The sequence below is a fragment of the Brachyspira pulli genome (assembly GCF_036997785.1).
GTDB classification, from domain to species: Bacteria; Spirochaetota; Brachyspiria; order Brachyspirales; family Brachyspiraceae; genus Brachyspira; species Brachyspira pulli.
On the sequence record NZ_JAWLQI010000019.1, the window covers coordinates 25984 to 50896 of the forward strand.

Below are 24913 nucleotides of genomic sequence, written 5' to 3' on the forward strand. Positions count from 1 at the left end.
AGGTTTATAAAATCATGGAGATTATATTAATTTATTTATTTGAAATACTAACTATTGTCATACTTATAATATTGTCAGCGTTATTTTCTGGAAGTGAAACAGCATATACTTCTATTGATGATGTTACATTAATGCGTTTGGTAAGAGAGAAAAAAATAAAAGAAGAAGATAAAAAGTATTGGGAAAAATCAAGTTCTATGATCCCTACTCTTTTAGTTGGAAATAATATAGTAAATATCACAGCAAGCTCAATAATAACAGTATTTGCTATAAGGCTGGCTGATGCTTTGCCATACTTAACAACAAATGTAATGGTAACAATATCAACAGCTACTATAACAATATTAATTATCATATTTGGTGAAATATTACCAAAAGTATTGATGAGAGTAAATGCTGAAAAAGTAATGCCTTATCTTTTATATTTCATGAAATTCTGTCATTTCATATTCAAACCTATAACTTTTTTAATGGATAAGGTAACAACTTTCATAATGAATTATTTTGTACCTAAAAAGTTAAGAAATGCAGAAAAAAGAAGTGCTTTATCAAGTATGGAAGATATTACAACTATAATTCATTTAGGACATAAAGAAGGTATAATAAAAGAATATACTCATGAACTTCTTACTGGTGTTATAGATTTTAGAAATAAAACTGTAGAAGAAATTATGACTCCGCGTGTTGATATGGTATGTATAGAAGCTGAAACAGATGTTGATGAGATAATTAAACTTACTGTAGAAACTGGTCTTTCAAGATTTCCTGTTTATGAAGAAACAGTTGATCATATAATAGGTATATTTCATACAAGATCATTATTTAAAGAATATGTTAAAGTCGGCGGCAAAAAAGCAAACAAAATAAAAAAGAAAGCTATTGATTATATTATGCTTCCATATTTCGTACCTAAAACTAAAACTATAAGCAGTTTATTTAATGATATGCAAAAAAAGAAATTACAAATGGTTATTACTATTGACGAATACGGCGGAACTGCAGGACTTGTTACTATGGAAGATATAATAGAAGAAATTATGGGTGATATAGAAGATGAAAGCGATAAAAAAGAGGCTGATGTAATAAGATTTAAAGGAAAAAGAATAATTATAAACGGAAATGCTTCTATAGAAGATGTTAATAAAACTTTAAAATTAGAATTAGAGCATGAAGAATATCAAACTATAGCAGGATATGTTCTTGATATGCTTGATCATATTCCAGAAACTAATGAACGTTTTATACTAAAAGGTTATAGAGGAAGGATAATGAAAGTTGAAGACAGAAGAATTGTAGAAATAGAATTCACTCCTCTAAAATATACAAGAGGTAATGATAATATTGACAACACTGAAAATAATGAACAAATAGATATGCATGATATGGAAAAAAATGATTTAGAAATTGCAAATGAATAAGATAATAAAAATAACAAATAAAAAAAACAATTAGGTAAAAAACTATGATAAAAAATATTATTGCTGTTATATTCTTCTTATCCTTATTAATTTCATGTTCCGACAATGAAGTAAATAAAAAAGAAGAAGAAAAAATTCCTGAGCCGCCTGAAAGTATTAAATTAGTATTCACTGGTGATATAATGACTCACCCTACTATAGTTAAGGCTTTTGAAAGTAATGATGTTTTAATAGATTTAAAAGATTACTTTCAAGGAGATATTGTATTTGCCAATTTAGAATTCGTTGTTAATACTAATAAGCCTCCTATGCCTTATCCTGAATTTAATGGTTCATTAGATTATTTAAAATATTTTTTCAATTATTTTAATACTTTTTCCATTGCTAATAATCATGCCTATGACCAAGGAGCTCAAGCAGAATCAGAAACAGTTGCTGAGCTTCATAGAAATAATAAATTGACTTTAGGAGGTTCTACTAATTCACATAGTATAGCACCTGTCATAACAAATATTAATAATGTGCCTCTTTTTATATCAGCATATACAATGCTTGATAATGGATTAAGTCATAAAACAAATAAAAATGATCATTTCTATTTTATGAATTTTTTCCCTAAACAAGAAGATTTAATAGAAAAAGTAAAATCTGATTTGGCACTTGCTACAAACAATGAAATAAAAATAATATCATTGCATTTCGGATTAGAATATACAACTGCTCCTGAAGAAGCAACTAAGGAAACTGCAAGAGCATTAATAGAAAATGGAGTTGACATAATAGTAGGTCATCACCCGCATGTTCCTAGACCTGTAGAGATATATGAAGGTACAAATCATAGCGGTATAATAATATATTCTTTAGGAAATTTTATAGCAAATCACAAAGGAAGATATCCTTATCTTGACATAGGTACTGTTGTTTCATTAGAAATTAATGAAAACAAAGAAATTAATTTTTCTTATGTTCCAACTTATTATGCATTCTTCAAGAAAAGCGGATTTGATTTTGTTATGAAGCCTATCAAAGAAGATCCTAACATAAATATGCCTACTCTATCAAGCAATCATATTTATAGTGCTTATGATACTAATGCAATAAAAAAAGGTTATGAATTAATACATGATTTTTACTCTCCTCTAACTAATGAAAAAGTAAAAACTATGTTTGTAAACAACATAACAACTAATGAAATTAATACAAATAATACTTTAGCCCATAATTAAAAATCAATGCCTATCATATAAGGGGTGGGCGGGCTGAATAGATGCTTAGAAATAAAAAATTGTATTTGTTAATAAAACTATATTAAAAAAACATTGACAAAGATTTCGATATATACTATATTATTATACCAATATGAGTAATAATTATGCAAGAGAAATAGACAGCGTATTTTCCATAGACGCAATTAACTTTATGAGAAAGTCGATAGTAGACGCTTATGGAAATGAAGTATATTTTGGAATAAATTTTAATGCTTATGGTATACTTGATTATATAGAAGTAATGGCAAGAGGAAATAAAGACTCAGTACCAGCAATTATATCACTATCATTAGAATTTGATGCTGTAATTCATAATCACCCATCTGGACAGCTTACACCTTCAAGAGCTGATTTAGCAATAGCAAGCGAACTCGGAAATAATGCAGGAGTTGGTTTCTATATAGTAAATAATGATGTTGATGAATATTATGAAGTTGTAAAGCCTATAAAATCAGAAAATGTAAAAACAATAGATACTCCAGATGCTTTATTTATGTTTACTGAAAATGGAACATTAAGCAAATTATTAAAAAAATATGAATACAGACAGGAACAAACAGAACTTGTAGAAGCTACAATAGAAGCATTCAACAATAATAAACATTTAATATCAGAAGCTGGTACAGGTATTGGAAAATCTTTTGCATATTTAGTGCCTGCCCTTTTATGGCTTAAAGAAAATAAAACCAGAATAGTTATATCAACTAATACAATAAATTTACAGGAACAAATAATTTCAAAAGATATACCATCTATTATAGGCGGAATTGCTCCTAGTGTAAAATACGCTTTAGTTAAGGGACGCAATAATTATGTATGCATTAAAAAAGTAAAAGAAGCTTTAAACGATGCAGACAGATTTGATTTTGAAGAGCAGGTACATTTTTTTGAAGATATAAATAATTGGTTTAATGTAACTAAAGACGGATCAATCACAGATTTAGGATACAAGCCTAAAGGCGAATTATGGGAAATGGTTTGCTGTGATACAGATACTTGTACTCATAGAAAATGCGAATATTTAGAAGACTGCTATTTCTATAAAATGCGTAAACAATTAAATGCTGCTCAATTATTAATAGTTAATCATCATATACTTTGTGCAGATTTATCTTTATATGCAGAAACTGCAGGCAGATACAGTCTTCTTCCTAGATACACAAAAGTTTTAATTGATGAGGCACATAATTTCGAGAATTCTGCTTCCAGTTACTTTGGTGATGAAGGAAGTAAAAATGGTATACTAAAAGCACTTTTCTATATTTCAAGAATAAAAAAGAATAAAAGACTTGGAGTTATAGAAAGTATCAATATTATGCTTAATGAGAAAAAAGCATTAATTGAAAAATCGGAATATGATGAAATAATAGATTTAATAAATAAAGCACATGATTATACAGCAAGATTAAAAAATGTTGTAGATGATAAATCAAAAGAATTTATTAATTATTGTCATAAAAACATACAGACAAAAGAAGGATTGGGATACAAATTTAGAATAAGTCCTGAACTTGTTAGTACAGCTCATTGGAAAAATGACGGATTAAAACCTCTTAGAGAAATGGTATTATCAATGACTTCGCTTGTAAATACTTGCGATAAATTATATAAAAAGTTTTTTGATATTGCTATAGAAAAAGGTTTTGATTATGAAGAAATAGCACAGATGTCAAATGCCTATTTAGAGAGGTTGAAAAGACAATTAGTATCATTAAATGCTGCAATAGATTATAAAAAAGATGAATATATAAGATGGATAGAAACAAGACTAACTAAAAAAGGAAGTCTTATACTTAATTGGCATTTAACACCTGTTACAGTTGCAAAAAATTTGAATGACTATTTATATTCAAGATTTGATACTGTTGCAATGTACTCAGCAACTTTAACAGTTTCAAAAAGTTTTAATTTCTTTTCTAATAGATTAGGTTTTGATTTTATAGAAAAAAATAAAAAAATAGAAATATATTTGGAATCTCCATTCAATTATGAAGATAATGCAAGGCTTTATATTGCAACAGATATGCCAGATGTAGCAAGCGATACATTTAATGACTTCACATCAAAAATATTATTAGATGTATGCAATATCACTGGAGGCAGAGCATTTATATTATTTACTTCATTTTCATCTTTAATGAGCGTTTATGAAAGTACATCTGAAAAATTAAAAAAGAAAAATATAAATGCATTAGCACAAACAGCATCAGTACACAGACATACATTATTGGATATGTTCAAATCTTCTTCAAACAATGTACTTTATGGCGTTGATTCATTCTGGGAAGGTGTAGATGTTGCAGGAAAAAATTTAGAAGTTGTTATAATCCCTAAATTGCCATTTGCAGTACCAACAGATCCTATAAGTGAAGGAAGATACAGATTCATCGAAGAAAATGGAGGCAATGCCTTTTTAGATTATGCCCTACCTTTTGCAGTTATAAAATTCAAACAAGGATTCGGAAGACTTATAAGAAGCAAAGATGACAGAGGTGTTGTATTTGTTCTCGACAGAAGACTATATACCAAAAATTACGGCATTCAATTCATTCAATCACTTCCTAATGCTACACTATTAAGAGGAAGTATGAAAGAAATATTTAAAGATATGAATAATTTTTTTGATTATTAAAACAGCAAATTATGAGTCACAATATTAGTTACAGAGAATATACAGAAAATGATTTCCATATTCTAACTGACATTGTAATAAAAGTTTGGGGATTTAATAATATACTATCAGAAAGAAATGCAAAACTTACAGCTCAATTAAATTTATATTCATTTCTTAATACTGCAACATTCGCTAATATAGCTTTAAAAGATGAAATACCTGTCGGATTTTTAATAGGTAAAATAACAAATTCAAAAACAAATAATTTATACCAAAATCAAATACAAAAAATAAAATCTAAAATGTCAAAAAATATTGAAGGACTCATTTCTTTATTAGTATACAAAAAAATAAAATCAATAAATAATAATCTATACAAACAAACTAATAAAAATTATGATGCTGAACTTTCATTTTTCGCAGTAAGCAGAGATTGTCAAGGTCTTGGTATAGGTAAAGCACTTTTTCAGCAATTTAATGATTATCTAAAAGAAAATAATATTAACAATCTTTATTTATATACTGATACTTATTGTAATTATAAATTTTATGAACATTTTGGAATGCATAAAAATAAAGAAAAACATTTCTCAATACCATTCACTAAAAAATACGATATAGATTTTTATTTATACGACAAAGAACTATAATTTTTTATTTAATCTTAATTCTGAAACTATAACTCCAATCAATGTTAAAGTTATACCAATAAAAGCAATAAAAGTCATTCTTTCTTTAAGCACTATTATAGAAATAATTATAGTAATTATAGGAGTCAAATAAACATATACATTAGTCTTTAAAACTCCTATTAAATCCGTTGCTTCATTCCATATAATAAAACATATACCGGAAGCAAAAATAGCTACAAACAGCATATTAAATAATACTATAGGATTTTTTAATGCCGCCCAATTCGGATTAAAATCAAAAAAGAAAAATGAAGGAATCATAAATACAATTCCATAAAATATAATCTTTCTAGTAGATAATATAAAGTCATATTTCTTATATGTAATCTTTACTATAAATACTGAATAAACAGCCCAGCCTATACTAGAAATTACAGCCATAATATCTCCTAAAGGTTTTAACTGCAATTCTATTTTTCCATTGAAAGTTATTATAATAATACCAACTATAGATATAATAAATCCAATAAAAAAATTAAAATAAGGCTTCTCTATCTTTAATAAAAAACTAATTAAAGCAGTAAATAAAGGAGATGCTGCAATTATAACACTAACATTAGAAGCTAAAGAATAATCTATAGCAATATTCAAAAATAAATTGTATATTGTAATACCGAAAAGGCTGCATATAATAAAATATATTTCATCTTTTTTATCTTCTAATACAAGTCTTTTTGGTTTAATAATCAAAAGGAAAATATAACCTATAATGAATTGTAAAAATAATAATTCAAATGCATTAAAATGTTCTAATAATATTTTTGTAGAAACATAAAGTGCTGACCATATAAAAACACTTATAAAAGCTAAACTATGTCCTAAAAAATTTTGTTTATTATAATTCATAAAAAATCTTTAATCATCAAAAATATTCATATTGGCATGAAATCTAGTTAAATAATTTCTTCCCAATGATATATGATCGCAAATCCAACCCCATAAAGCCCATACATAATTGGATATTAATTGCCCTATCATAATTTCACGATAAGTAATATCGCCATATAAATTTATAACTTTCTCTATCTGTTTTTGATTCAATTCCAATTCTGCAGTAAAATTACCAAGCTCCCAAATAATAGAAGAAAATCCTGCATATTCAAAATCAACAAACTTTATATCTTTACCATTATACATTATATTAGGCAGCTGCAAATCCATATGACATAATACTTTCGGTGAATTATCTATCTTTCTGGCTAAATCAAGTATAAATTTATGTTCTAATCTTGTGACTAATTGAATCTTTGCAAGTCTTTCATAATTATTTATTTGTTCAACTATTGAAATTGTTTTAAAAGATTCAAAATCCTCATGTTTTAATGAATGCAATTTTTTCATCTGTTCTATTATAAGAGGCAGAACAACATCAAAATCATTCTTTATATCATGGAATTCTAAATTTCTATATCCTTTTAAAAAATCAGTTAATTTTAAATCACTGTCATAAAATTCACTTTTAGGAACTATATCTTTATCGTATATAATATTCAAAATTTTCTTTTCAGCATTTCTATCTAATATATATTCTGTTCCTTTTCCAGGTATTCTTATAACTTTATCCTGACCTAAGAATTTTATTTTATAATTAATATTTGTAATTCCGCCAAGTTTTTCTGCCCTATCATTATCAGAACATTGCTCAGCTAATTCCTTTGGTGTAAGTAAATTATCATGATATAAAGCATCTCCAAAAGAATTAATTCTTGTATAAAGATTATCATGATCAAAAACATAAAAATTTATTTTATCAATAGAATTTAATATGCAATACTCCCAAGCATCATAATCAGGAATATTCATAAGTTCAGTTTTTAAAACCTCAATATCTTCTTCATTATCTAATATGGCAATACCATCTCCATATCCATTTGTAGCATTGGCATCTATATCAACAAGCTTTGAATTTCTATCAGATATATAACCAAATGAAACAGCATTATCTATTATTTTTTGTGATAAAAATTGCGATATATCAGGTCTAATATATTTAAAAAAGTTATCCTCTAAAAACATATCTCCATTAAGTATTATTGTGCCTTTTTCTATTTCATCTATAACCAATTTTAATGAGGCACTTGTATTTTTGGTATAATAATCTTTATGTACTACATTTTTAAAACCTAATTTTGTTTTGTATTCATCAAATAATTCATGTTTGTATCCAGTAACAACAGTTATATCATCAACATTTTCTTTTTTCAAAATATTAATCATATTTTCTAATATTGTTTTTCCATTTATCTTTAATAATGCTACTGGTTTAACAAGACTGAAAGGAGTAAGTTTTAAAGTTCTTGAATCTGCAAGTATTATAGCCTTCATTTTACCTCCGCTATTTTTTATATATTAGATAATATATTTCATTTATTTAATTATATACAAATAAAAAAGAGATAGTAAATATAAATTCACTATCTCAATAACATTTAATTTATAAAATTATATCAAAAAAGAATAATATTTAATATTACCATCGGCATCCATTACTTCAATAGTTACAGAGCCAGCATCAGGATCATCTATAGTAATTGAGAATGTTTCATTCATAGAATCTAATAATTTATCATCTGGAACAATATATCTCCACTCTCCTGTTATAGTAGAATATCTAACAGTTTTAATAAAAGATAATTTATCTTCTACTCTGAAAGTAATTTGTCTATTAGCTCCATTACCAGAAACATTGAAATCAAAAACTTCAGGAGGATCATTATCATATTTTACATTAAATACCTCTAAAGTTTTTGTTTTTATCTCTCCAACTGGATTATCATATTTATCACTTGCAGTTATTTTGAAATCATAAATACCAGAAGGCATTAAATAAGAATTAAATTTATAATATGATGTTTCTAAATTACTAGCTAATTTTCTATAATTTTTTTCACCTTTTAATCTATACTCTAAATCATATATAAGTTTATCGCCATTAGGGTCAGAACCTTTCCAATATACCATAGCTTCATTTTCTTCAAGCTGAGGACTTTTAGCAGTTTCAGAAGAATCATTTTGCTGACGATATCTAGTAGTAAGACCAGCATTCAAAACTTCAGGTTCTAAATTATTTTCAACATAAGTAAAATCCATAGAATTCAATACTGGTGTTAATTCTTCATCAGTAGTTTCCATTGTAACTTTAAATTGCATAAATCTGCCGTTTGGAACATTTACTTTTCCATTAGCATCAACCGGAGTAAAATCACTCCAAGTATTATCTACTCTAGCCACATTTCCAGTTCTAACTTCAACAGTTACATTAGCACCATCTGGAATAGTAGTCATAGTATTTAAACTTCCTAATTTACTTAAAAGTTTTAAATCTAATGTATCGCTTGTGAAACTTCCTTGAGTTGGATATCCATGTTTTATTTTATATATTTCACCCGTTTTTGATATAGCAAAATAAAGTCCTTCTTCATTAACAGCAAATGTAGAAAGTATTTTATTTTTTAATCCGCCTATATAAGATAAAAGTCCATCATTTCCATTTATCTTATATATATCAGCAGTATCTCCAGTAACAAAATATACATTATTATTTTTATCACTGCTTAATGCTAAAACTAATGTTTGATTTAAGAAGAATAATCTTTGAACAGTTCCATTAGTATCAGCTTTATATAATGAATTTCTAAATTCTTTATCGCTTTCATTAGGTCTTTTATCACCATCTATTATAGAAGGAAGCATTAAATAAGCAGGTTCTCTAGTAGCAGTACCAAAATATAAATTACCTATATTATCCATAGTAATAGCATAAACTTCATTTTCAGCAGTATCATAAACTACCTTATGAGAAGGATTTTCTAAATTAGTAGCTAAATCTATGCATAATACAAGACCTCTGCCTGCAGTTCCTACATAAAGTTTATGATTTTTAGAATCAAAATATAATGACATAGCATGCTGTTCATCTGTTTTTAATATTTCTCTAATATCTCCATCAGATGTAATTTTTAATACTCTGGCATTATTACCGCCCGCAGCAGCAAACAAATTACCATTGTTATCAAACTTCATATCCCATACATAAGTGTCATCTAAAGTTTTACTCCAAATCTCATTACCTTGACTGTCATATTTAATAATTTTAGCATAAGGGCCAGTAGCAGCATATACATTTCCGGCACTATCACTAATGACAGCTGTAAAAGCACTTTCATTAGTTGCCGCAGCAAAAGAAGTAAAATTAGTAGAATCAGCTTCTCTTTTATATAATTCTGCCCCTGTTCCGCTTATAGCAGCAAACATAGTTCCGTCATTAGCTGGATATATTTTCCAAATATCTTTTCCATTAATAGAACCATTTTGCTCTATAACAGGAGCTAAAGTTAAACTGCCCTGTTCTGTAAGCATTATTCCATCATATATACCATTATCATAAAAACCTCTTTTTGTGCTAGATAATGTCCTAGTAACAACACCAAAAACATTAGCAGAAGTTAATACAAATATTAATTGCAGTATAAAAACAATCTTAGCGATTTTCATATTTTCTAGCCCCTTCAATTATTATATCTATTTTCATTAATCCAAGTATAGAACATGGCATTTTATAATTTCCATTTATAGCAGTAATAACAGCAGCCTTATCAGATGTAGCATTTTTTGCCATTATACCATATTTTGATGGAGGAAGTGTCGGGAATGAATCCTTTCCTATTTGAACACCTCTTGATGATGAATAAAGCCATACCTTCAAAGCACTGTCATCATAACTCTTTCCATATATACGCATTACATCATCTAAACTTCTTATTTCATATTTACTAGGCATAAATAATTTTTCTGCATAGTAATATATATACTCATTAGCTGCATAAATACTGTAAACATCTGTTTTCAAATTAACAGGAAGTTTAACTGGTATATCTATGTATTGTTTTTCTTGTCCATAAGGCGTAACACCTACTCTTAAATGTATAGTTTCACCCGCAACTGCTCTAGGCTCAACTAAAGTAATATCATTTAAGAAAGCATATTCAAGATTATTTCTTTTTATAGACAATTTTACTGATTTTATACCTACCCTATTGAAATTATTGTATATAAAGAAATCAATAGGAGATATTAATTGTTCTATAGCTGATTTGAAAGCATCAGTAGAAGAATAAGCTAATATTTTATCTGTAACTTTATAAGGTTCGGCAAAATAATCAGTTTCTATTTCATAACTAATACTGAATACACCTTCTTCATCTCCGCCGGCTGTAGAACTGATAGCACTATATATAGCCATAGAAAGTATATCTGTAAAATAAGTAGGATCATTCAATACTCTGAAATTATAATCTCTAGTAAGGAATGTTTGATCCTCTATTTCCAATTTTACTGGAACCATAGTATTTTCAGGTACTTCCCCATAAACTCCGGAAACACCAAATACACCGTCATAAACAGTATATCCTAAATAATTAGAATAAGCAGCACCCAATTTAAATGAAGAATCAACTGATGCTACTATATGATTTATATATGCTCTTGATACTGGAGCTCTTAATCTTCCTTTAGACCACATTGAGTGACCGAAAAGTAAGAATTTTTCATCATCTGTATGTGAAACAGTACCTATTCCAGCAAGAGAAACATCGCCGTCAGCCATAACTATAGCAACAGAATCACCAAACAAAAATTTACTAGCTTGATTAGTATCTGAAACTGAACCGCCTGCCTGCATAGGATAGAAACCGCTTTTCTTAAATGAAGAAGAATATTCATTAAAAGCCTTGCTGCTTATACCTGAGAATATAAGAGGTGTTTGAAGTGAATTATCATCTGCAAAACCTAAGGAAGGAGCTTTGGCATTAGTATCTTCATATAGTTTATACATTTCTTCTATAGGAGTAACTCCGGCTATAGGGTCTTTTGCATAATTCCAACCAAAAGCTAAAGCACCAGCTATTTTACCGTCAAAATATATAGGCGAACCGCTCATACCTGCAACAGTACCCGAATGTTCTAAATTTAATCCTTCACACTGTATAAGTATAGCATCACTATTATGCCATCTCTTTTTCAAGATAGATAATACCTTAACTTTAAAAGGCTGTACATTAGTACCATGTATAACGGTATAGCCTACACCTTCCATTCCTTCATGTATTTCACTCATAGGAATAACCTCTGGATTTTCAGGAGGCAAAGGAGGTAAATCTTCGGTTGTCTGTGCTAACAAATTAAATGTGAAAAATATTGTTAATACTAAAATAAAAAATATTTTCTTTCTCATAGATTCCATATTTATAAATTATATTTTAAAGTGATTATAACTTTTATTAAACTATATTTCAATATAAATAGTAAAATATTATAATATAATAATTTTTAATTATCGACAAGTAGAATATTAAATAAAATTTACCTTGACAAATAATATATATATATTAATATTATAGTAAGTAAATATAAGTAATAGGTTTAAAAACGAGGTTTATAAAGTGGTAGAAGCAAAAATACTTAATTTAGCAATAACCGATAAAGGTTTTGTTGTTATATTAAAACCAGAAAAGTCTGATAAAGTTGTCCCTATATCTATAGCATATTTAGAGGCTCAATCTATAATGTCAAGTCTTATAGGATATAAAATTGAAAGACCTCTTACACATGATATAGTAGGAAGTATATTTGAAAATTGCAATATAAGACTTATAAATGTTATAATAGATAATGTACATTTAGATACATTTTTTGCAAAATTAGTTATTGAACATAATGCAAAAAATATATTTATTGATTCAAGACCTTCTGATGCTATAGCTCTTTCTCTCAAATGCAGAGCTCCTATATTTATAGAAGAACATGTTGTAGATAAAGCAGGAATAGTATTAGAAGAAAATGATACTTTAATGAAAGTAAAAGACAGTATCCCTTTCACATATCAAAGATTTGATAGAGAAGAATTGAAAGAAAGCGGAAGTGAAAATATTTTCTTAAAGAGAGAACCTGAAGAAAATAATAACAATAATAATATAAACCAGAATAATCAAAGTATTAAAGATAGCGGCAAAAAAAACAAAGAAGAATTACAAAGATTATTGGATCAGGCAGTAAGAGAAGAAAGATATGAAGATGCTGCAAGATACAGAGATGAACTTGATAATTTAACTGAATAATTTTTATAACTTTAGAGGTTATATGAAAAGCTATATTAAAATACTTTTATTTCTTATATTTGTTTCATATTCAATAATATATGCTAAACCATCTGATAAAATAAGATTTGATGCAGACGAACTTACTGAATTGGAATATGACTTCTTTACAAAAATAGATAATGGTGAAACTAATGATTTAGAAATACATTATGATGGTTTCATAATTGCATCTGGTATTACAGATAAAGATGAATTCGATTTTTTCAGAGGAAAATTAGATGAAATAAGAAATCTTGCCAAAAAAGAATTATCTCAATATACAAAAGAAGGTGCTTATGATTTCGGTAAAAGATTATTAAATTGGTTATATTCCAGCGGGGTGTTAAAACAATATTTTGAAACATCTACTCTATTCCAAGATTTAATATATAAAGGAGAATATAACTGTTTATCTTCAAGCATATTATATTCATTATTATATAGTGAATTCGGATTTAAAGTTACAGGTGTATTAACATCTAGTCACTCTTTTTGTACTGTATATACAGATCAAGGAAAAATAGATGTAGAAACAACTATATCAAGAGGATTTAATCCGGGACAAAAAGAAATAAGAAATACTGGAAATTCCACAATAGTTACATTCGTACCTCAAGGAAATTATAGAGATAGAAATGAAGTGGATATTTTTACTTTAATAGCAACATTATACCCTAATTCTATATCATTAAAGAAAATTGAAAAAGATTTGGAAAAACAATTAGTAATGGCTAAAAAAGCTTATTATCTATCTCCAAATACTAAAATGTATAATAATAATCTAGTTAATGCTTATAATAGATTAGCTTTAGATTATTTAAAAAGAAATAATTATGAAGAAGCATATAAAACTTTAGAAGAAGCTTATATATTTGATCCTTCAAGTTCTATGACAAAAAATAATAGAATACATTATTACAATACAATAGGCACTTCATATTTAAGTCAAAAAGATTATCCAAATGCTATACAAACATACAAACTTGGTATTGCTGATATAGGTGATGATGCCAAAGTATTAAGAAATAATTTGAAAGTTTCATATTATAATTATGCTGTTACTGAATATAATGAAAGAAGATATAATAATGCAAATGATATATCTGAAGAAGCTTTAAAATTATTCCCAAATGATAAAGATTTTATGAGATTATTGTCATCTATTCCAAAATAATAAGAAAATAATTCCGAATAATAGTATATGATAAAATATTTTACACTGCTATTATTAACTCTACCTAGTATTTTACTGTATTCTCAAAATACATTCAATTATAATCTAAATATTAAATTTAGAATAATAGAAAAATTTGATAAACTTTTATCATCAGACAATAAAGAATATGTTTTTTATATAGATGCTAATTATATTTTTACAGATGAAGGCAAAACTATATACAGTAATAATATATATAATATTCAAAAAACATTAACTGATTTGGAAAAAAGAGAAAAAGAAGCAAAAACTCAAGAAGAAAAAATGTCTATAAATCAAAATATTAGAATACAAAAAGCATTACTAGCCTATAATACTCCGCCTAAAAAATTTATAACTTTATTAATAAATAGGCAAATCTACCAATATATTTCAAAATATCCATCTGCATATATAGATAACATGCTTCAAAATAACCTGCAAGAATTCTATGATAATATAAGATGGACTATCATAACTAATGAACAATATACAGGTAAATTCACCTCTTTAAGATTTCTAACTAAAGAAAAGTTCAAGTACTATACTGGAAGAACCTAAATATTATAAACCAAATTTAGACTTCACTTTTTTAGTATCATATTTTGCAGTACCGCCTTTTACCTGCACCATTTCTTCTGAAACACTTGAAGCAAATTTTAATACATTATTAACATCAAGATTTTTAAGTATAGCATAGCTTAAAGCAGCACAGAAACTATCTCCGGCACCAACTGTATCAATAACATTTACTTTATTTGAAGGACTAAATATATATTCATTATTATGTAATACACTTGCACCTTTTGCCCCAAGAGTAAGGAATATATAATCAATATTAAAATCTTTGTTAATTGCTTTTAATAAAGTTTCATTATCATTTTCTAAAGAAGGATAGAAAAGTTCTTTTATAACGGCAAGTTCGTCATCATTAATTTTTAATATATTAACGAATTCTAAAGATTCTTTTATTTTATCTTTTGTATAATAATTCTTTCTAAAAGTAACATCGCATACTTTATATTTAGAATCTATGTTTTTAAATATTTTTTTCAATGTAGTATATGATTTTTCATTTCTTTGAGAAAGTATATTAAAGTAGAACATATCATACTTTTCTTCTAAAGCTTTTTCAATATTTTCATTATATTCTATATTATCCCAAGCAACATTTTCATGTATTATATAATCCGGAACTTTTTTCTCATTAAGAAATACAGTAGCTTTACCTGTTTCATAATTATCTAATATTTCTATTAATGAAGAATCTATATTCTCATTATTTATAAAATTGATAGCATCTTTTGAATAATCATCATTACCTAATGCAGTAATAAATCTTAGCTTATCTTCATTATTTATAAGTCTTGATAACTGTAATGAGTAATTAAAAGGTGCTCCTCCTATTACTGAAACATTATCATACACATCGTATAAAAGTTCACCGAAAGTAAGTATATTATTCATAAAAAACTCCAAAAATAATAATTATCATTCACTTAATGGTGCTTTTAATAATAATCTTATCACAGAATTATTTGTTATAGAAGTTCCAGCCTGAGGAGAAAATTCAGACACATATCCTTCACCTTGTATAGCTATTTTAGCATTATTGTTAGATACAATATAAGATATATTATTCAAAGCATCTCTTAAAGAAAGACCTGTTATATTAGGCATTATATTATTAGTAGTATTACTAGGTGGAGGAACTAAAGATAAAAAGTCATTAGTATTTATTGAATATATTTCTCCATCAACCAATCCCAAATATGGTATAATCTGATTAGCAATTTTAGCAAAAAGAGGAGCTGCTACCCTTCCAGCTGCTCTGCTTCCAGAACCTAAAGGGTCATCAAGTAAAACAAGTATTGATATTTTAGGGTCTTCAAGAGGAAACCCCCCAACAAATATAGACTGATAATATTTTTCTGGCTTCTCACTATCATTTCCTCTATAAACTTCAGTTATAGCAGTACCAGTTTTTCCTACAACATCTATATTAAGTAAATTAGCTCTATGTCCTGTAGAACCAGACTCAACACCTTTTCTAAGAAGAACTCTTGCTATTTGTGAGTATTGTTCATCTATAATTCTAGTTTTTTTCAATCTATTTGTAACGCTTATTTTTTCTATTCCATCGTATAATGAATCAACTACATGCATAGGAACTTTCCAACCGCCATTTAATAACGGTAAATAAGAAGCAGCTATCTGCATAGGAGTAACACTCAAATCATAACCTATAGCTAAATAACCTCTTGAAAATCTATGCCATTTATTTAATGGGTGATATATACCGCTCCATTCATTTTTATAAGGGCCTACACCTGTAGGCTCTCCGAAACCAAATCTCTTTAAATAATCATAAAAAAATTGCTTATCTATTCTTTCTGCTATAGTAACAATAGCATAGTTGCAGCTGTATTTTAATATATCATTAAAAGCTACATCTCCATGAGGATAATCACAATGTATACGTGTTTGCCTGCTGTAATCATAATATCCTTTACAATGAAAAACCTCATCACTGTTTACAACTCCCTGCTCTATAGCAGCAAGTTCTGCAAATATTTTCATAGTGCTTCCGGGATATATAGTACTCATTATACTTCTGTCCATTCTTTCATTATTAACATAAACAAAAGGATTATTAGGATCAAAAGAAGGATAAGAATAATTAGCTATTATTGCACCTGTATTTACATCAGACACTATAACTGTAACAGATTGAGGTGATTTCTCAGCAACTGTTTTTAAAACCTCATTACGAACTATAGTTTGAACATCTCTGTCTAAAGTTAATACTATATCTTTAGGATTATCATTCTCTGAAGAAAGTATAGCTTCATAAGTTGCCTCAAGACCAGCATAACCTTCCGTTTCAGTTTTATTCATATAACCTATAACATGAGCGAAAACATCTTCATAAGGATAAAATCTTTTATAGCTTTCTATTCCATAAATACTTCTTACAGTATATTTATCTTTAATTTCTTTTATTTTTTTATATGATTCCAAATTAATATTCTGAGCCAATCTTATAGTTCTTCTTTTTGTAGAGAGCAAGTCTGTAAATTTCTCTTTAGTAATACCAATAATACTAAAAATCTTTGTATAAGCTTCATTAATATCAGTATCTTCATTACCGTCTAAAGCAACAGATTCAGTATCAAGATAAATTGTATAAGCTGGTATATTAATTGTAAGAGGATGCATTTTTGAATCATATATAATTCCTCTTGGTTTATCTAAGCCGTCTAATGAACTTAATGGTTTTCTGTCTTTAACTGTAAGATTAAAAAGTCTGAAAAGAATAGCAATAGTTACTATAACAAAACATACGAGAAATAAATATAACTTTTTTATTCGAATTTCATTCATAATTAGAAAATGAGGCGGCGAACGGATTTGAACCGATGATAAGAGTTTTGCAGACTCCTGCCTTACCACTTGGCGACGCCGCCATATTTTTAGATGTAGTAATCTTATACTAAAACAAATAAAAAGTCAATATGTTAACAATTTAATTTAATAAGAAAATATCTATTTTAATATACAACACATTTAATATTTACATATTCAAGTTGGAAATTAAAAATATTTTTATTTAATTCAATAAAATTGAATTATATTTACACATTAATTAACTTTACAAATAATATATTTCTTATATAATATAGGCGTTAAATTATTTATAACAAAAGGAATAATATGTATATAGATAAGTTATGGGGAGAATATTTCGGTGACTGTGATGACTCATTAGTACTATTAGATTATTTTAACGAGAATGATGATACTCAATATAGTGTTAAGCAAATATTCACTAACTTTAATATATATAATGAATATTCCCCAATAGAAGCTGATTCATTTAGAGAAAGCAAAGATATAAAATATGTTTGTAATGGTATTGAACATAATATAGATATAGTAATAGATTTAATATTAGATTTATCAGTATTAATTTTAGAATGTCTTCATAACAAAAAAATATATTTAAAAGATTTATATAGTAATTCTGAAAAAGATAAATACATATCAATAAATACTGATAAGGAAGATATAGAATCATTTATAAATATATTAAATGACTTTTCTGCTAATGCTTCTGAATATGATTTAGCTGATATGTGTGATGATGAAACTATTAATGATATTGCTGAAAAGACAAAATATATAGCAAATGAAATGTCAAAATTTACATTTTAATAAATTTATAAAAAATAAATAAAAAAAATATTAATAACTTTACATAATTTTTTTATAGAAGTTTTATTTAAAATATATTGAGATTTTTATATTATAAATATACAATATACGAAATCAAATATATAGTAGGAGTATATATGAGTATAGGCTCTAGTAGAAGCAAATTAGAAGATGGTATAAAATTTTTTAGAAATGAAAACTATAAAGAGGCAATAGACTCATTAGAAAAAATATTCTCAGAAAGAAATGATGTTGAATCAGGATATCATTTAGCATTAGCCTATGCACAAATTCAAGATTATGACAATACCCTTCAAGTATTTGATAAAATAATGAGACGCTTAGACAACCCTTTAAGACTTATGCAGGCTCATATAATAGTTGGATATATTTATGCTGTAAAAGAAATGTACGACCTTGCAGAATTTGAGCTTATAGATGCCTTATCTTCAGGAGTTGAAAATACTCAAATACATGCTGCTTTAGGATATGTATATTATAAAAAGGGAAATATAAGAAAAGCTATAGAGCATTTGAAAAAAGCTGTTAATCTTGATCCTAAAAGTGCCAATGCCAGAAACTCATTAGGATTTATTTTAGTTGACACAGAAACAAATATTGATGAAGGTATAGAAGAAATAAAAAAAGCTGTATCAATAGATCCTAATAATCCTGCTTATTTAGATTCTTTAGGTTGGGCTTTCCTCAAAAAAAATGATTTAGAACATGCTAAAGAATTCTTAACTAAAGCCTTTGAACTTGCACCTACTAATAGGGATATTAAAGATCATTTATTAAAATTAGATCAAGCATCAAAAAAATGATTTAATATATACACAAAAAATATTCTTTATTTTGATAAAGTATAATTACATAAAATATAATAGAGGGAGTTTTATGAAATATATTATTACAATTATATTTTTAGTTTCTATATCTTTATACGCTGATTATAACTTTCAGTACTCAGGAAATATCACAATCACTAGAGATGGAAAAACTGTTAATCTTAATTCATCAGACAAAGGTTATGACAAAGATATATTAGAAACAAAGAAGAATGCTTTTATTGAAATAAATATAGATGATAAATATTACTACATCGCTCCAAACACTAAAGTAAAAATCAATACTAATGAAGTAGAACTTATAAATGGAGCTTTATATATAAAAGATAAAAATTTTCAATCTTTAAAAGATTTTCAAAATTATGATGAAGATATAAAAATATATGCTGATCCGTTTCCTTTTTATGCTGGAAAAGTATCAACAATATTTATAGCTTCTAAAGATGAAATAAAAATAGAAAATTCCAAACTTCTCGGAAGTGCAAGACCTATAGTAAAATTCTTTGAAGTAAAAAATGCTGACAGAAATATGAAAGTATATAAAAGCATATTTGGAATATATGTAGGTGCACAAGATGAAAAATATAAATTCGTATCAGATATAGAATTAAAAGATAAAACACTTCTTAAAGTATCAATAGATATAAAATTAGACTTTACTCCGCCACCTCCAAAACCAAAACAAATTCCAGGCGTTACTGCAACAATGAAAAATATAATAAGTAACCCTAAAAAATCAAGAGAAGAAAAAGAATTATTAAACGGAAATGTATATATAAGCTACACTCCAACAAATTATGCAGATAAAGTTTATATAATGCCTTCTCAAGGAAGATATTCTTCTGGATTTGGTGCTTTTAGAGGATATACTAAAGACTATGCCAGATATCATCAAGGTTTCGATATAGCAAATACAAATGGTACTCCAATAATAGCTGCTAATAATGGTGTTGTAAGAGTATCAAGGGAATTATTCGTAAGAGGAAATTGTGTTGTTATAGATCATGGAGAAGGCGTATATAGTTCATATTTCCACATGTCTAAATTAATAGCAAAAGAAGGACAATATGTAAAAAAAGGAGAAGTTATAGGATTAATAGGTTCTACAGGAATGTCTACTGGCCCTCACTGTCACTGGGAAATGAGAGCTGGAAATATGACTTTTGATCCATTAAGCATTTTAGAAAAGCCTGTTTCTTTTAATACAAAAGTTCTTACACAAATAAAATAATTCATATATTTATTTTTTAATTATAAAGAGAGTATAAAATAGTAATGCAGATAAAAGAAAAATCAATAATAGAATTAGAGAATATACATAAAATAGAACCTTTATTTATTAGATATTTAACTATTATAACTGCAGTTGTTTTAATAATTTTATTTATATTCTTTTTTGGTACAAACAGATTAAATGAAGAATATAATACTGTGAATGTTTGGAATAAAGAAACCACATCTATTGAACCTCCTTCCCATGATGATAATTTCAATATTGACGGCATATTCAAACATAATTTTTTCACAAAGCCGGAAGGAATAGTACATTACTTTGACTTTAATGGAGATACCATATACAGTACAAATTTGATGAGAGGAGAATTAGCAAGTGCCAATAATCAAAATTTCATCATATACAAAAGATATGGTAATTATATAGATGCTTATAATAATATGGGTATTATTATATGGCGTACTAATACTTCTATATATCCGGAAATGGCACCTTATGCTGAAAGAATAGTGTATCACTCAAGCGATAACTCAAAAATACAAATGTTTGACTTTAACAATAACCCATTAAGCAAACATATTCAATACGGAGAAATTATTACTGACGGAGCTTTCGCACTTAATACAGGAGATTATATAGCGGGATTTTCAAGCGGAGATATAGCATATATAAACAGAAACGGAAATTTAAGTTTTGCAATATCCACTATATTAAGCGAGATAAATATAGTAAAATCAGTTGCTATAAGTGAATATGGAAGTTTTGCTTTATCTGTTAGCGGAATAAGACCGGAATATATGACTCTTTATGATGCTAATGGAAGTACTATGTGGTATTTGGATACTGGACTTAATAGAAGACGTCATGTATCTAGTTATGTAAGTGAAAAATCAATGTTTGCATATATGCTTGCTGACAGAGATATTGTATTATACACTTTAAACAAAGGAAAAGAAATTGATAGAATTAATTTAGAAAAATACAATATGCAAAATGCTATCAATATGAAATTAAACAGTGAAACTAATTCTACTATTATGAGTGTTTCAAAAGATGCTAAAAGTGTTGTATTAATATATGATAATAATTTGAAAGAGATTGTTTTTGAAAAATATTTAGATGGCTGGGTATATAATCTCGATATATCTAATTTAGAAAATGAATATATGATTGTAAGCGACAAAATGATTTATACATACAAGAGGGTTAAACTATGAAAAAATATGCATTGTTAATGTTTTTAATATCATCATTTTTATTTGCAAGAGTACCTATTGATCCTAATAGAATAAGGATAACAAGTACATTCGGAGAATTCAGAACAGACCATTTTCATAACGGAGTTGATTTCGGCGGAAATAGAATGGAAATATATCCGGTTAAAGACGGAGAAATAGTTTATTATATAGATGAAGAAGAAGACCCTACAAGACCTCTTTATGGTGTTGGAAATGTGGTTATGATAGAACACCCAGACAATTTAAGAAGTTATTATTATCATATAGAACCGGGTACAGTAGAAAAATCTTATGCAAAAGTAACAGAAAAAGATGTTATTGCTCTTACTGGAAACAGCGGAAGATCTGGAGGAGCACATTTACATTTGACAATAGAAAATATGAAAGAAGGATTAGTAGTAGACCCTTTGGAATATTTAACTATAAGTAAAGGTTCAACTCAGGCACCATTAATACATGGAATTTATTTGAGAACTGAAAACAGACTTATACAAATAAAAGACAAAATGCCTATGAGTTACAACGGAGAAATAAAATTATTCGTAAAAGCTTATGACTTACTTGGAAGCATACCTATGGGGCTTAAAAGAGTGAAAATATTTATGAATAATGAATTAGTAAGAGATTATGATTTCACATATTTTATAAAAAGGGATAATGTATATTATATATCCCCAAATTATACTTTTGAAGAAGTATATGGTGTAGATTCACATTTCTATAGAGGCGGTGTATTTACTCCTAAAAGAGGAAAATATACATTCAAAGCAGAGGTTACAGATTTTGATAATAAAACTGTAGTATTAACTAGAACCGTTAATTTTTATTAAAATAATTAAAAACTATGGGAAATTTTAAATTAGAATCAAATTTCAAACCTTCAGGCGATCAAGTAACTGCAATAGAATCACTTGTAAAAGGACTTGAAAATAAAAATAAATATCAAACTCTTTTGGGTGTTACAGCAAGCGGAAAAACTTTTACAATAGCAAATGTTATAGAAAAAGCAAACAGACCTACACTTGTAATGTCGCATAACAAAACTTTGGCGGCTCAGCTTTACAGAGAGTTAAAAGACTTTTTTCCAAATAATGCAGTAGAATATTTCGTTTCATACTACGATTACTATCAGCCTGAAGCTTATGTCCCTGCAAAAGATTTATATATTGATAAAGACGCTTCCGTTAATGATGAAATTGACAGATTAAGACTTAAAGCTACTACTTCGCTTCTTGAAAGACGTGATGTTATAATAGTTGCCTCTGTTTCATGTATATACGGTTTGGGTTCTCCTGAAGATTATAGAAAATTATATATTGCTATAGAAAAAGACGGAGAATATGACAGAGATGAAATAATTGAAAAGTTAGTTTCAATACAATACGAACGTGTTAAAGATGTACTTGAAAGAGCAAGATTCAAAGTTATAGGTGATACTATAGAAATAATGAGTGCCTATTCTGATGAGGTTATAAGAGTAGAATTCTTCGGTGATACTGTTGAAAGAATAATAAAAATTGATCCTATTACAAGACAAAAATTATCAGAACAGGAAAGAGTTGTAATATATCCTGCTAAACACTTCGTTACAGGAGGCGACAAATTAGCAGCAGGAATAAAATTGATAGAAGAAGAACTTGAAGAACAATATAATAAATTCAAATCCGAAGGAAAATTAGTAGAGGCAGAAAGAATATACGGAAGAACAAAATATGATTTAGAAATGCTTAGAGAAGTAGGATACTGTGCAGGAATAGAAAACTATTCAAGACCATTATCTGGAAGAAAAGAAGGAGACAGACCTGCTTGTTTAATAGACTATTTCCCAGAAGATTTTTTAACCATAATAGATGAATCGCATGTAAGCGTTCCGCAAATTAGAGGAATGTTTTTCGGAGACAGAAGCAGAAAAGAAACTTTAGTAAAGTACGGATTCAGACTTCCTTCAGCTCTTGACAACAGACCTTTATACTTTGAAGAATTTGAAAAACTCACTCATGACACAATATACATAAGTGCCACACCAGCAGAATATGAATTAAAAAAAAGCAGCCAAGTTGTAGAACAGATTATTCGTCCTACCGGATTGCTTGATCCTATAATTGAAGTATACCCTATTGACGGACAGATAGACAGAATACTTGAAGAAATAAAGAAAACAATATCAAACAATGAAAGAATATTCATAACTACACTTACAAAAAAAATGGCAGAAGACCTTACAAAATATTTAAATGAAAATGGAGTAAGAACTCGTTATTTACATTCTGACATTCAAACTGTAGAACGTGTTGAAATAATAAGAGATTTAAGACTTGGTGCTTTCGATGTTCTTGTTGGAATTAACCTTTTAAGAGAGGGGCTTGACGTTCCTGAAGTATCGCTCATATTAATACTTGATGCTGATAAAACAGGTTTCTTAAGAAATACAACTACCCTAATACAGACTATTGGACGTGCAGCAAGAAATGCTAACGGCAGAGTTATAATGTTTGCTGACAGTATAAGCGATGCTATGAAAGTGGCTATAGAAGAAACTGAAAGAAGAAGAAAAATACAGATGGAGTATAATAAAGAACATAATATCACTCCAAAAACAATTATCAAAAAGATTCAAGATATAATTGAACGCGAAGAAAAAGTTGAAACTTCTTATGAACTTCATTTCGATTTCAGACGCTTCAATGAAAGAGTAAGAATAGACCCTGAACAGCAAAGCGATGATTATATAAAAGAGCTTGAAAAAGAAATGAAAAGAGCTTCTGACAGTTTAGAATTTGAAAAGGCTATTGAAATAAGAGAGAAAATAAATCAGCTTAAACAATTAAATCCTGCTAAAAAATCAGTGCATAAAAATGTAACTTCTAAAAATCCGAATGGAAAACGTAAAAAATAATTTTTATATGCAATCAAATATCACTAAACTTAATTACTACAAAATATATTTAGTATGATTTAAGACTAATTTCATATTTATATTTTTTTATAAATGTATAGAAGTTTATATAACTTATACAAAATAAAGATGATAATAAAGAAAGTTAAAAATTTTCAG

19 protein-coding genes and 1 tRNA gene are annotated in these 24913 nt (G+C 27.4%); 13 read left to right on the forward strand and 7 right to left on the reverse strand.

The annotated features are described in order from the left end of the window. Positions 1-14: 14 nt before the first annotated feature. The 4 genes from R4K56_RS05995 (at position 15) to R4K56_RS06010 (ending at position 5950) form a co-directional block, all read left to right on the forward strand. Positions 15-1418 carry a hemolysin family protein gene (locus R4K56_RS05995; RefSeq protein ID WP_335757246.1) on the forward strand — a complete coding sequence of 468 codons (1404 nt, stop codon included), beginning with the start codon at positions 15-17 and terminating at the stop codon, positions 1416-1418. 44 nt (positions 1419-1462) lie between these two features. Then, on the forward strand, positions 1463-2644 hold the full coding sequence (locus R4K56_RS06000; RefSeq protein WP_335772156.1) for a CapA family protein: 1182 nt from the start codon (positions 1463-1465) through the stop codon (positions 2642-2644). A gap of 133 nt (positions 2645-2777) precedes the next feature. Next, positions 2778-5318 carry a helicase C-terminal domain-containing protein gene (locus R4K56_RS06005; RefSeq protein ID WP_335772157.1) on the forward strand — a complete coding sequence of 847 codons (2541 nt, stop codon included), beginning with the start codon at positions 2778-2780 and terminating at the stop codon, positions 5316-5318. 11 nt (positions 5319-5329) lie between these two features. Beyond that, positions 5330-5950, forward strand: coding sequence for a GNAT family N-acetyltransferase (locus R4K56_RS06010; RefSeq protein ID WP_335772158.1), 621 nt, complete (start codon positions 5330-5332; stop codon positions 5948-5950). Here R4K56_RS06010 and R4K56_RS06015 read toward each other — a convergent pair. From R4K56_RS06015 to R4K56_RS06030, 4 genes are all read right to left on the reverse strand, one after another. Beyond that, complete coding sequence (locus tag R4K56_RS06015) at positions 5945-6838, reverse strand: DMT family transporter (protein ID WP_335772159.1); 894 nt, start codon at positions 6836-6838, stop codon at positions 5945-5947. The two genes, R4K56_RS06010 and R4K56_RS06015, sit on opposite strands and share 6 nt — an antisense overlap. A 9-nt stretch (positions 6839-6847) precedes the next feature. Further along, positions 6848-8317: a phosphotransferase gene (locus tag R4K56_RS06020; RefSeq protein ID WP_335769362.1), complete on the reverse strand. Its 1470-nt coding sequence runs from the start codon at positions 8315-8317 to the stop codon at positions 6848-6850. Between the two features lie 117 nt (positions 8318-8434). Further along, positions 8435-10486, reverse strand: a complete 2052-nt coding sequence (locus R4K56_RS06025; RefSeq protein WP_335756722.1) for a ligand-binding sensor domain-containing protein — start codon at positions 10484-10486, stop codon at positions 8435-8437. Then, positions 10473-12233: a SpoIVB peptidase S55 domain-containing protein gene (locus R4K56_RS06030; RefSeq protein WP_335772160.1), complete on the reverse strand. Its 1761-nt coding sequence runs from the start codon at positions 12231-12233 to the stop codon at positions 10473-10475. The genes R4K56_RS06025 and R4K56_RS06030 overlap by 14 nt, the downstream gene beginning before the upstream one ends. Positions 12234-12432: 199 nt before the next feature. On the opposite strand from R4K56_RS06030, the gene R4K56_RS06035 reads away from it, so the two are divergent. The 3 genes from R4K56_RS06035 to R4K56_RS06045 are packed head-to-tail and all read left to right on the forward strand — an operon-like array spanning position 12433 to position 14884. Continuing rightward, positions 12433-13107 (forward strand): bifunctional nuclease family protein, encoded by a 675-nt coding sequence (locus tag R4K56_RS06035; protein WP_335756720.1) that lies wholly within the window; start codon positions 12433-12435, stop codon positions 13105-13107. A 22-nt stretch (positions 13108-13129) separates the two neighbouring features. Next, a complete protein-coding gene (locus tag R4K56_RS06040) occupies positions 13130-14302 on the forward strand; it encodes a tetratricopeptide repeat protein (RefSeq protein ID WP_335772161.1) in 1173 nt (390 codons plus the stop codon). Positions 14303-14329: 27 nt separating this feature from the next. Next, positions 14330-14884, forward strand: a complete 555-nt coding sequence (locus R4K56_RS06045) for a hypothetical protein (protein WP_335772162.1) — start codon at positions 14330-14332, stop codon at positions 14882-14884. Positions 14885-14887: 3 nt separating this feature from the next. Here the strand turns inward: R4K56_RS06045 and R4K56_RS06050 are convergent, their stop codons facing one another. The 3 genes from R4K56_RS06050 to R4K56_RS06060 form a co-directional block, all read right to left on the reverse strand. Next, a complete protein-coding gene (locus R4K56_RS06050; protein WP_335772163.1) occupies positions 14888-15790 on the reverse strand; it encodes a carbohydrate kinase family protein in 903 nt (300 codons plus the stop codon). Between the two features lie 24 nt (positions 15791-15814). Continuing rightward, positions 15815-17707, reverse strand: coding sequence for a penicillin-binding protein (locus R4K56_RS06055; RefSeq protein ID WP_335760110.1), 1893 nt, complete (start codon positions 17705-17707; stop codon positions 15815-15817). A 12-nt stretch (positions 17708-17719) separates the two neighbouring features. After that, positions 17720-17790: transfer RNA gene (locus R4K56_RS06060), tRNA-Cys, on the reverse strand. A gap of 247 nt (positions 17791-18037) precedes the next feature. On the opposite strand from R4K56_RS06060, the gene R4K56_RS06065 reads away from it, so the two are divergent. From R4K56_RS06065 to uvrB, 6 genes are all read left to right on the forward strand, one after another. Next, on the forward strand, positions 18038-18538 hold the full coding sequence (locus R4K56_RS06065) for an imm68 putative immunity domain-containing protein (protein ID WP_335772164.1): 501 nt from the start codon (positions 18038-18040) through the stop codon (positions 18536-18538). 137 nt (positions 18539-18675) lie between these two features. Then, positions 18676-19362, forward strand: coding sequence for a tetratricopeptide repeat protein (locus R4K56_RS06070; protein WP_335756714.1), 687 nt, complete (start codon positions 18676-18678; stop codon positions 19360-19362). Positions 19363-19435: 73 nt separating this feature from the next. Beyond that, positions 19436-20617, forward strand: coding sequence for a M23 family metallopeptidase (locus R4K56_RS06075; RefSeq protein WP_297296044.1), 1182 nt, complete (start codon positions 19436-19438; stop codon positions 20615-20617). A gap of 44 nt (positions 20618-20661) precedes the next feature. Next, entirely contained in the window at positions 20662-21837 is a 1176-nt protein-coding gene (locus tag R4K56_RS06080) for a hypothetical protein (protein ID WP_335756713.1), read from the forward strand. Next, a complete protein-coding gene (locus tag R4K56_RS06085; RefSeq protein ID WP_335772165.1) occupies positions 21834-22688 on the forward strand; it encodes a M23 family metallopeptidase in 855 nt (284 codons plus the stop codon). The genes R4K56_RS06080 and R4K56_RS06085 overlap by 4 nt, the downstream gene beginning before the upstream one ends. A gap of 14 nt (positions 22689-22702) precedes the next feature. Beyond that, the gene (gene uvrB, locus R4K56_RS06090; protein ID WP_335772166.1) at positions 22703-24754 is read left to right on the forward strand and encodes an excinuclease ABC subunit UvrB; all 2052 of its coding nucleotides are present in this window, start codon (positions 22703-22705) and stop codon (positions 24752-24754) included. Positions 24755-24913 lie beyond the last annotated feature (159 nt).

Bases quoted from the DNA above. Each gene is read 5' to 3' on its own strand.
- R4K56_RS06015 (WP_335772159.1), bottom strand. From the start codon at position 6,838: ATGAATTATAATAAACAAAATTTTTTAGGACATAGTTTAGCTTTTATA.
- R4K56_RS06040 (WP_335772161.1), top strand. From the start codon at position 13,130: ATGAAAAGCTATATTAAAATACTTTTATTTCTTATATTTGTTTCATAT.
- R4K56_RS05995 (WP_335757246.1), top strand. From the start codon at position 15: ATGGAGATTATATTAATTTATTTATTTGAAATACTAACTATTGTCATA.
- R4K56_RS06025 (WP_335756722.1), bottom strand. From the start codon at position 10,486: ATGAAAATCGCTAAGATTGTTTTTATACTGCAATTAATATTTGTATTA.
- R4K56_RS06055 (WP_335760110.1), bottom strand. From the start codon at position 17,707: ATGAATGAAATTCGAATAAAAAAGTTATATTTATTTCTCGTATGTTTT.
- R4K56_RS06070 (WP_335756714.1), top strand. From the start codon at position 18,676: ATGAGTATAGGCTCTAGTAGAAGCAAATTAGAAGATGGTATAAAATTT.
- R4K56_RS06085 (WP_335772165.1), top strand. From the start codon at position 21,834: ATGAAAAAATATGCATTGTTAATGTTTTTAATATCATCATTTTTATTT.
- R4K56_RS06000 (WP_335772156.1), top strand. From the start codon at position 1,463: ATGATAAAAAATATTATTGCTGTTATATTCTTCTTATCCTTATTAATT.
- uvrB (WP_335772166.1), top strand. From the start codon at position 22,703: ATGGGAAATTTTAAATTAGAATCAAATTTCAAACCTTCAGGCGATCAA.
- R4K56_RS06050 (WP_335772163.1), bottom strand. From the start codon at position 15,790: ATGAATAATATACTTACTTTCGGTGAACTTTTATACGATGTGTATGAT.
- R4K56_RS06010 (WP_335772158.1), top strand. From the start codon at position 5,330: ATGAGTCACAATATTAGTTACAGAGAATATACAGAAAATGATTTCCAT.
- R4K56_RS06020 (WP_335769362.1), bottom strand. From the start codon at position 8,317: ATGAAGGCTATAATACTTGCAGATTCAAGAACTTTAAAACTTACTCCT.
- R4K56_RS06030 (WP_335772160.1), bottom strand. From the start codon at position 12,233: ATGGAATCTATGAGAAAGAAAATATTTTTTATTTTAGTATTAACAATA.
- R4K56_RS06005 (WP_335772157.1), top strand. From the start codon at position 2,778: ATGAGTAATAATTATGCAAGAGAAATAGACAGCGTATTTTCCATAGAC.
- R4K56_RS06045 (WP_335772162.1), top strand. From the start codon at position 14,330: ATGATAAAATATTTTACACTGCTATTATTAACTCTACCTAGTATTTTA.
- R4K56_RS06080 (WP_335756713.1), top strand. From the start codon at position 20,662: ATGCAGATAAAAGAAAAATCAATAATAGAATTAGAGAATATACATAAA.
- R4K56_RS06065 (WP_335772164.1), top strand. From the start codon at position 18,038: ATGTATATAGATAAGTTATGGGGAGAATATTTCGGTGACTGTGATGAC.
- R4K56_RS06075 (WP_297296044.1), top strand. From the start codon at position 19,436: ATGAAATATATTATTACAATTATATTTTTAGTTTCTATATCTTTATAC.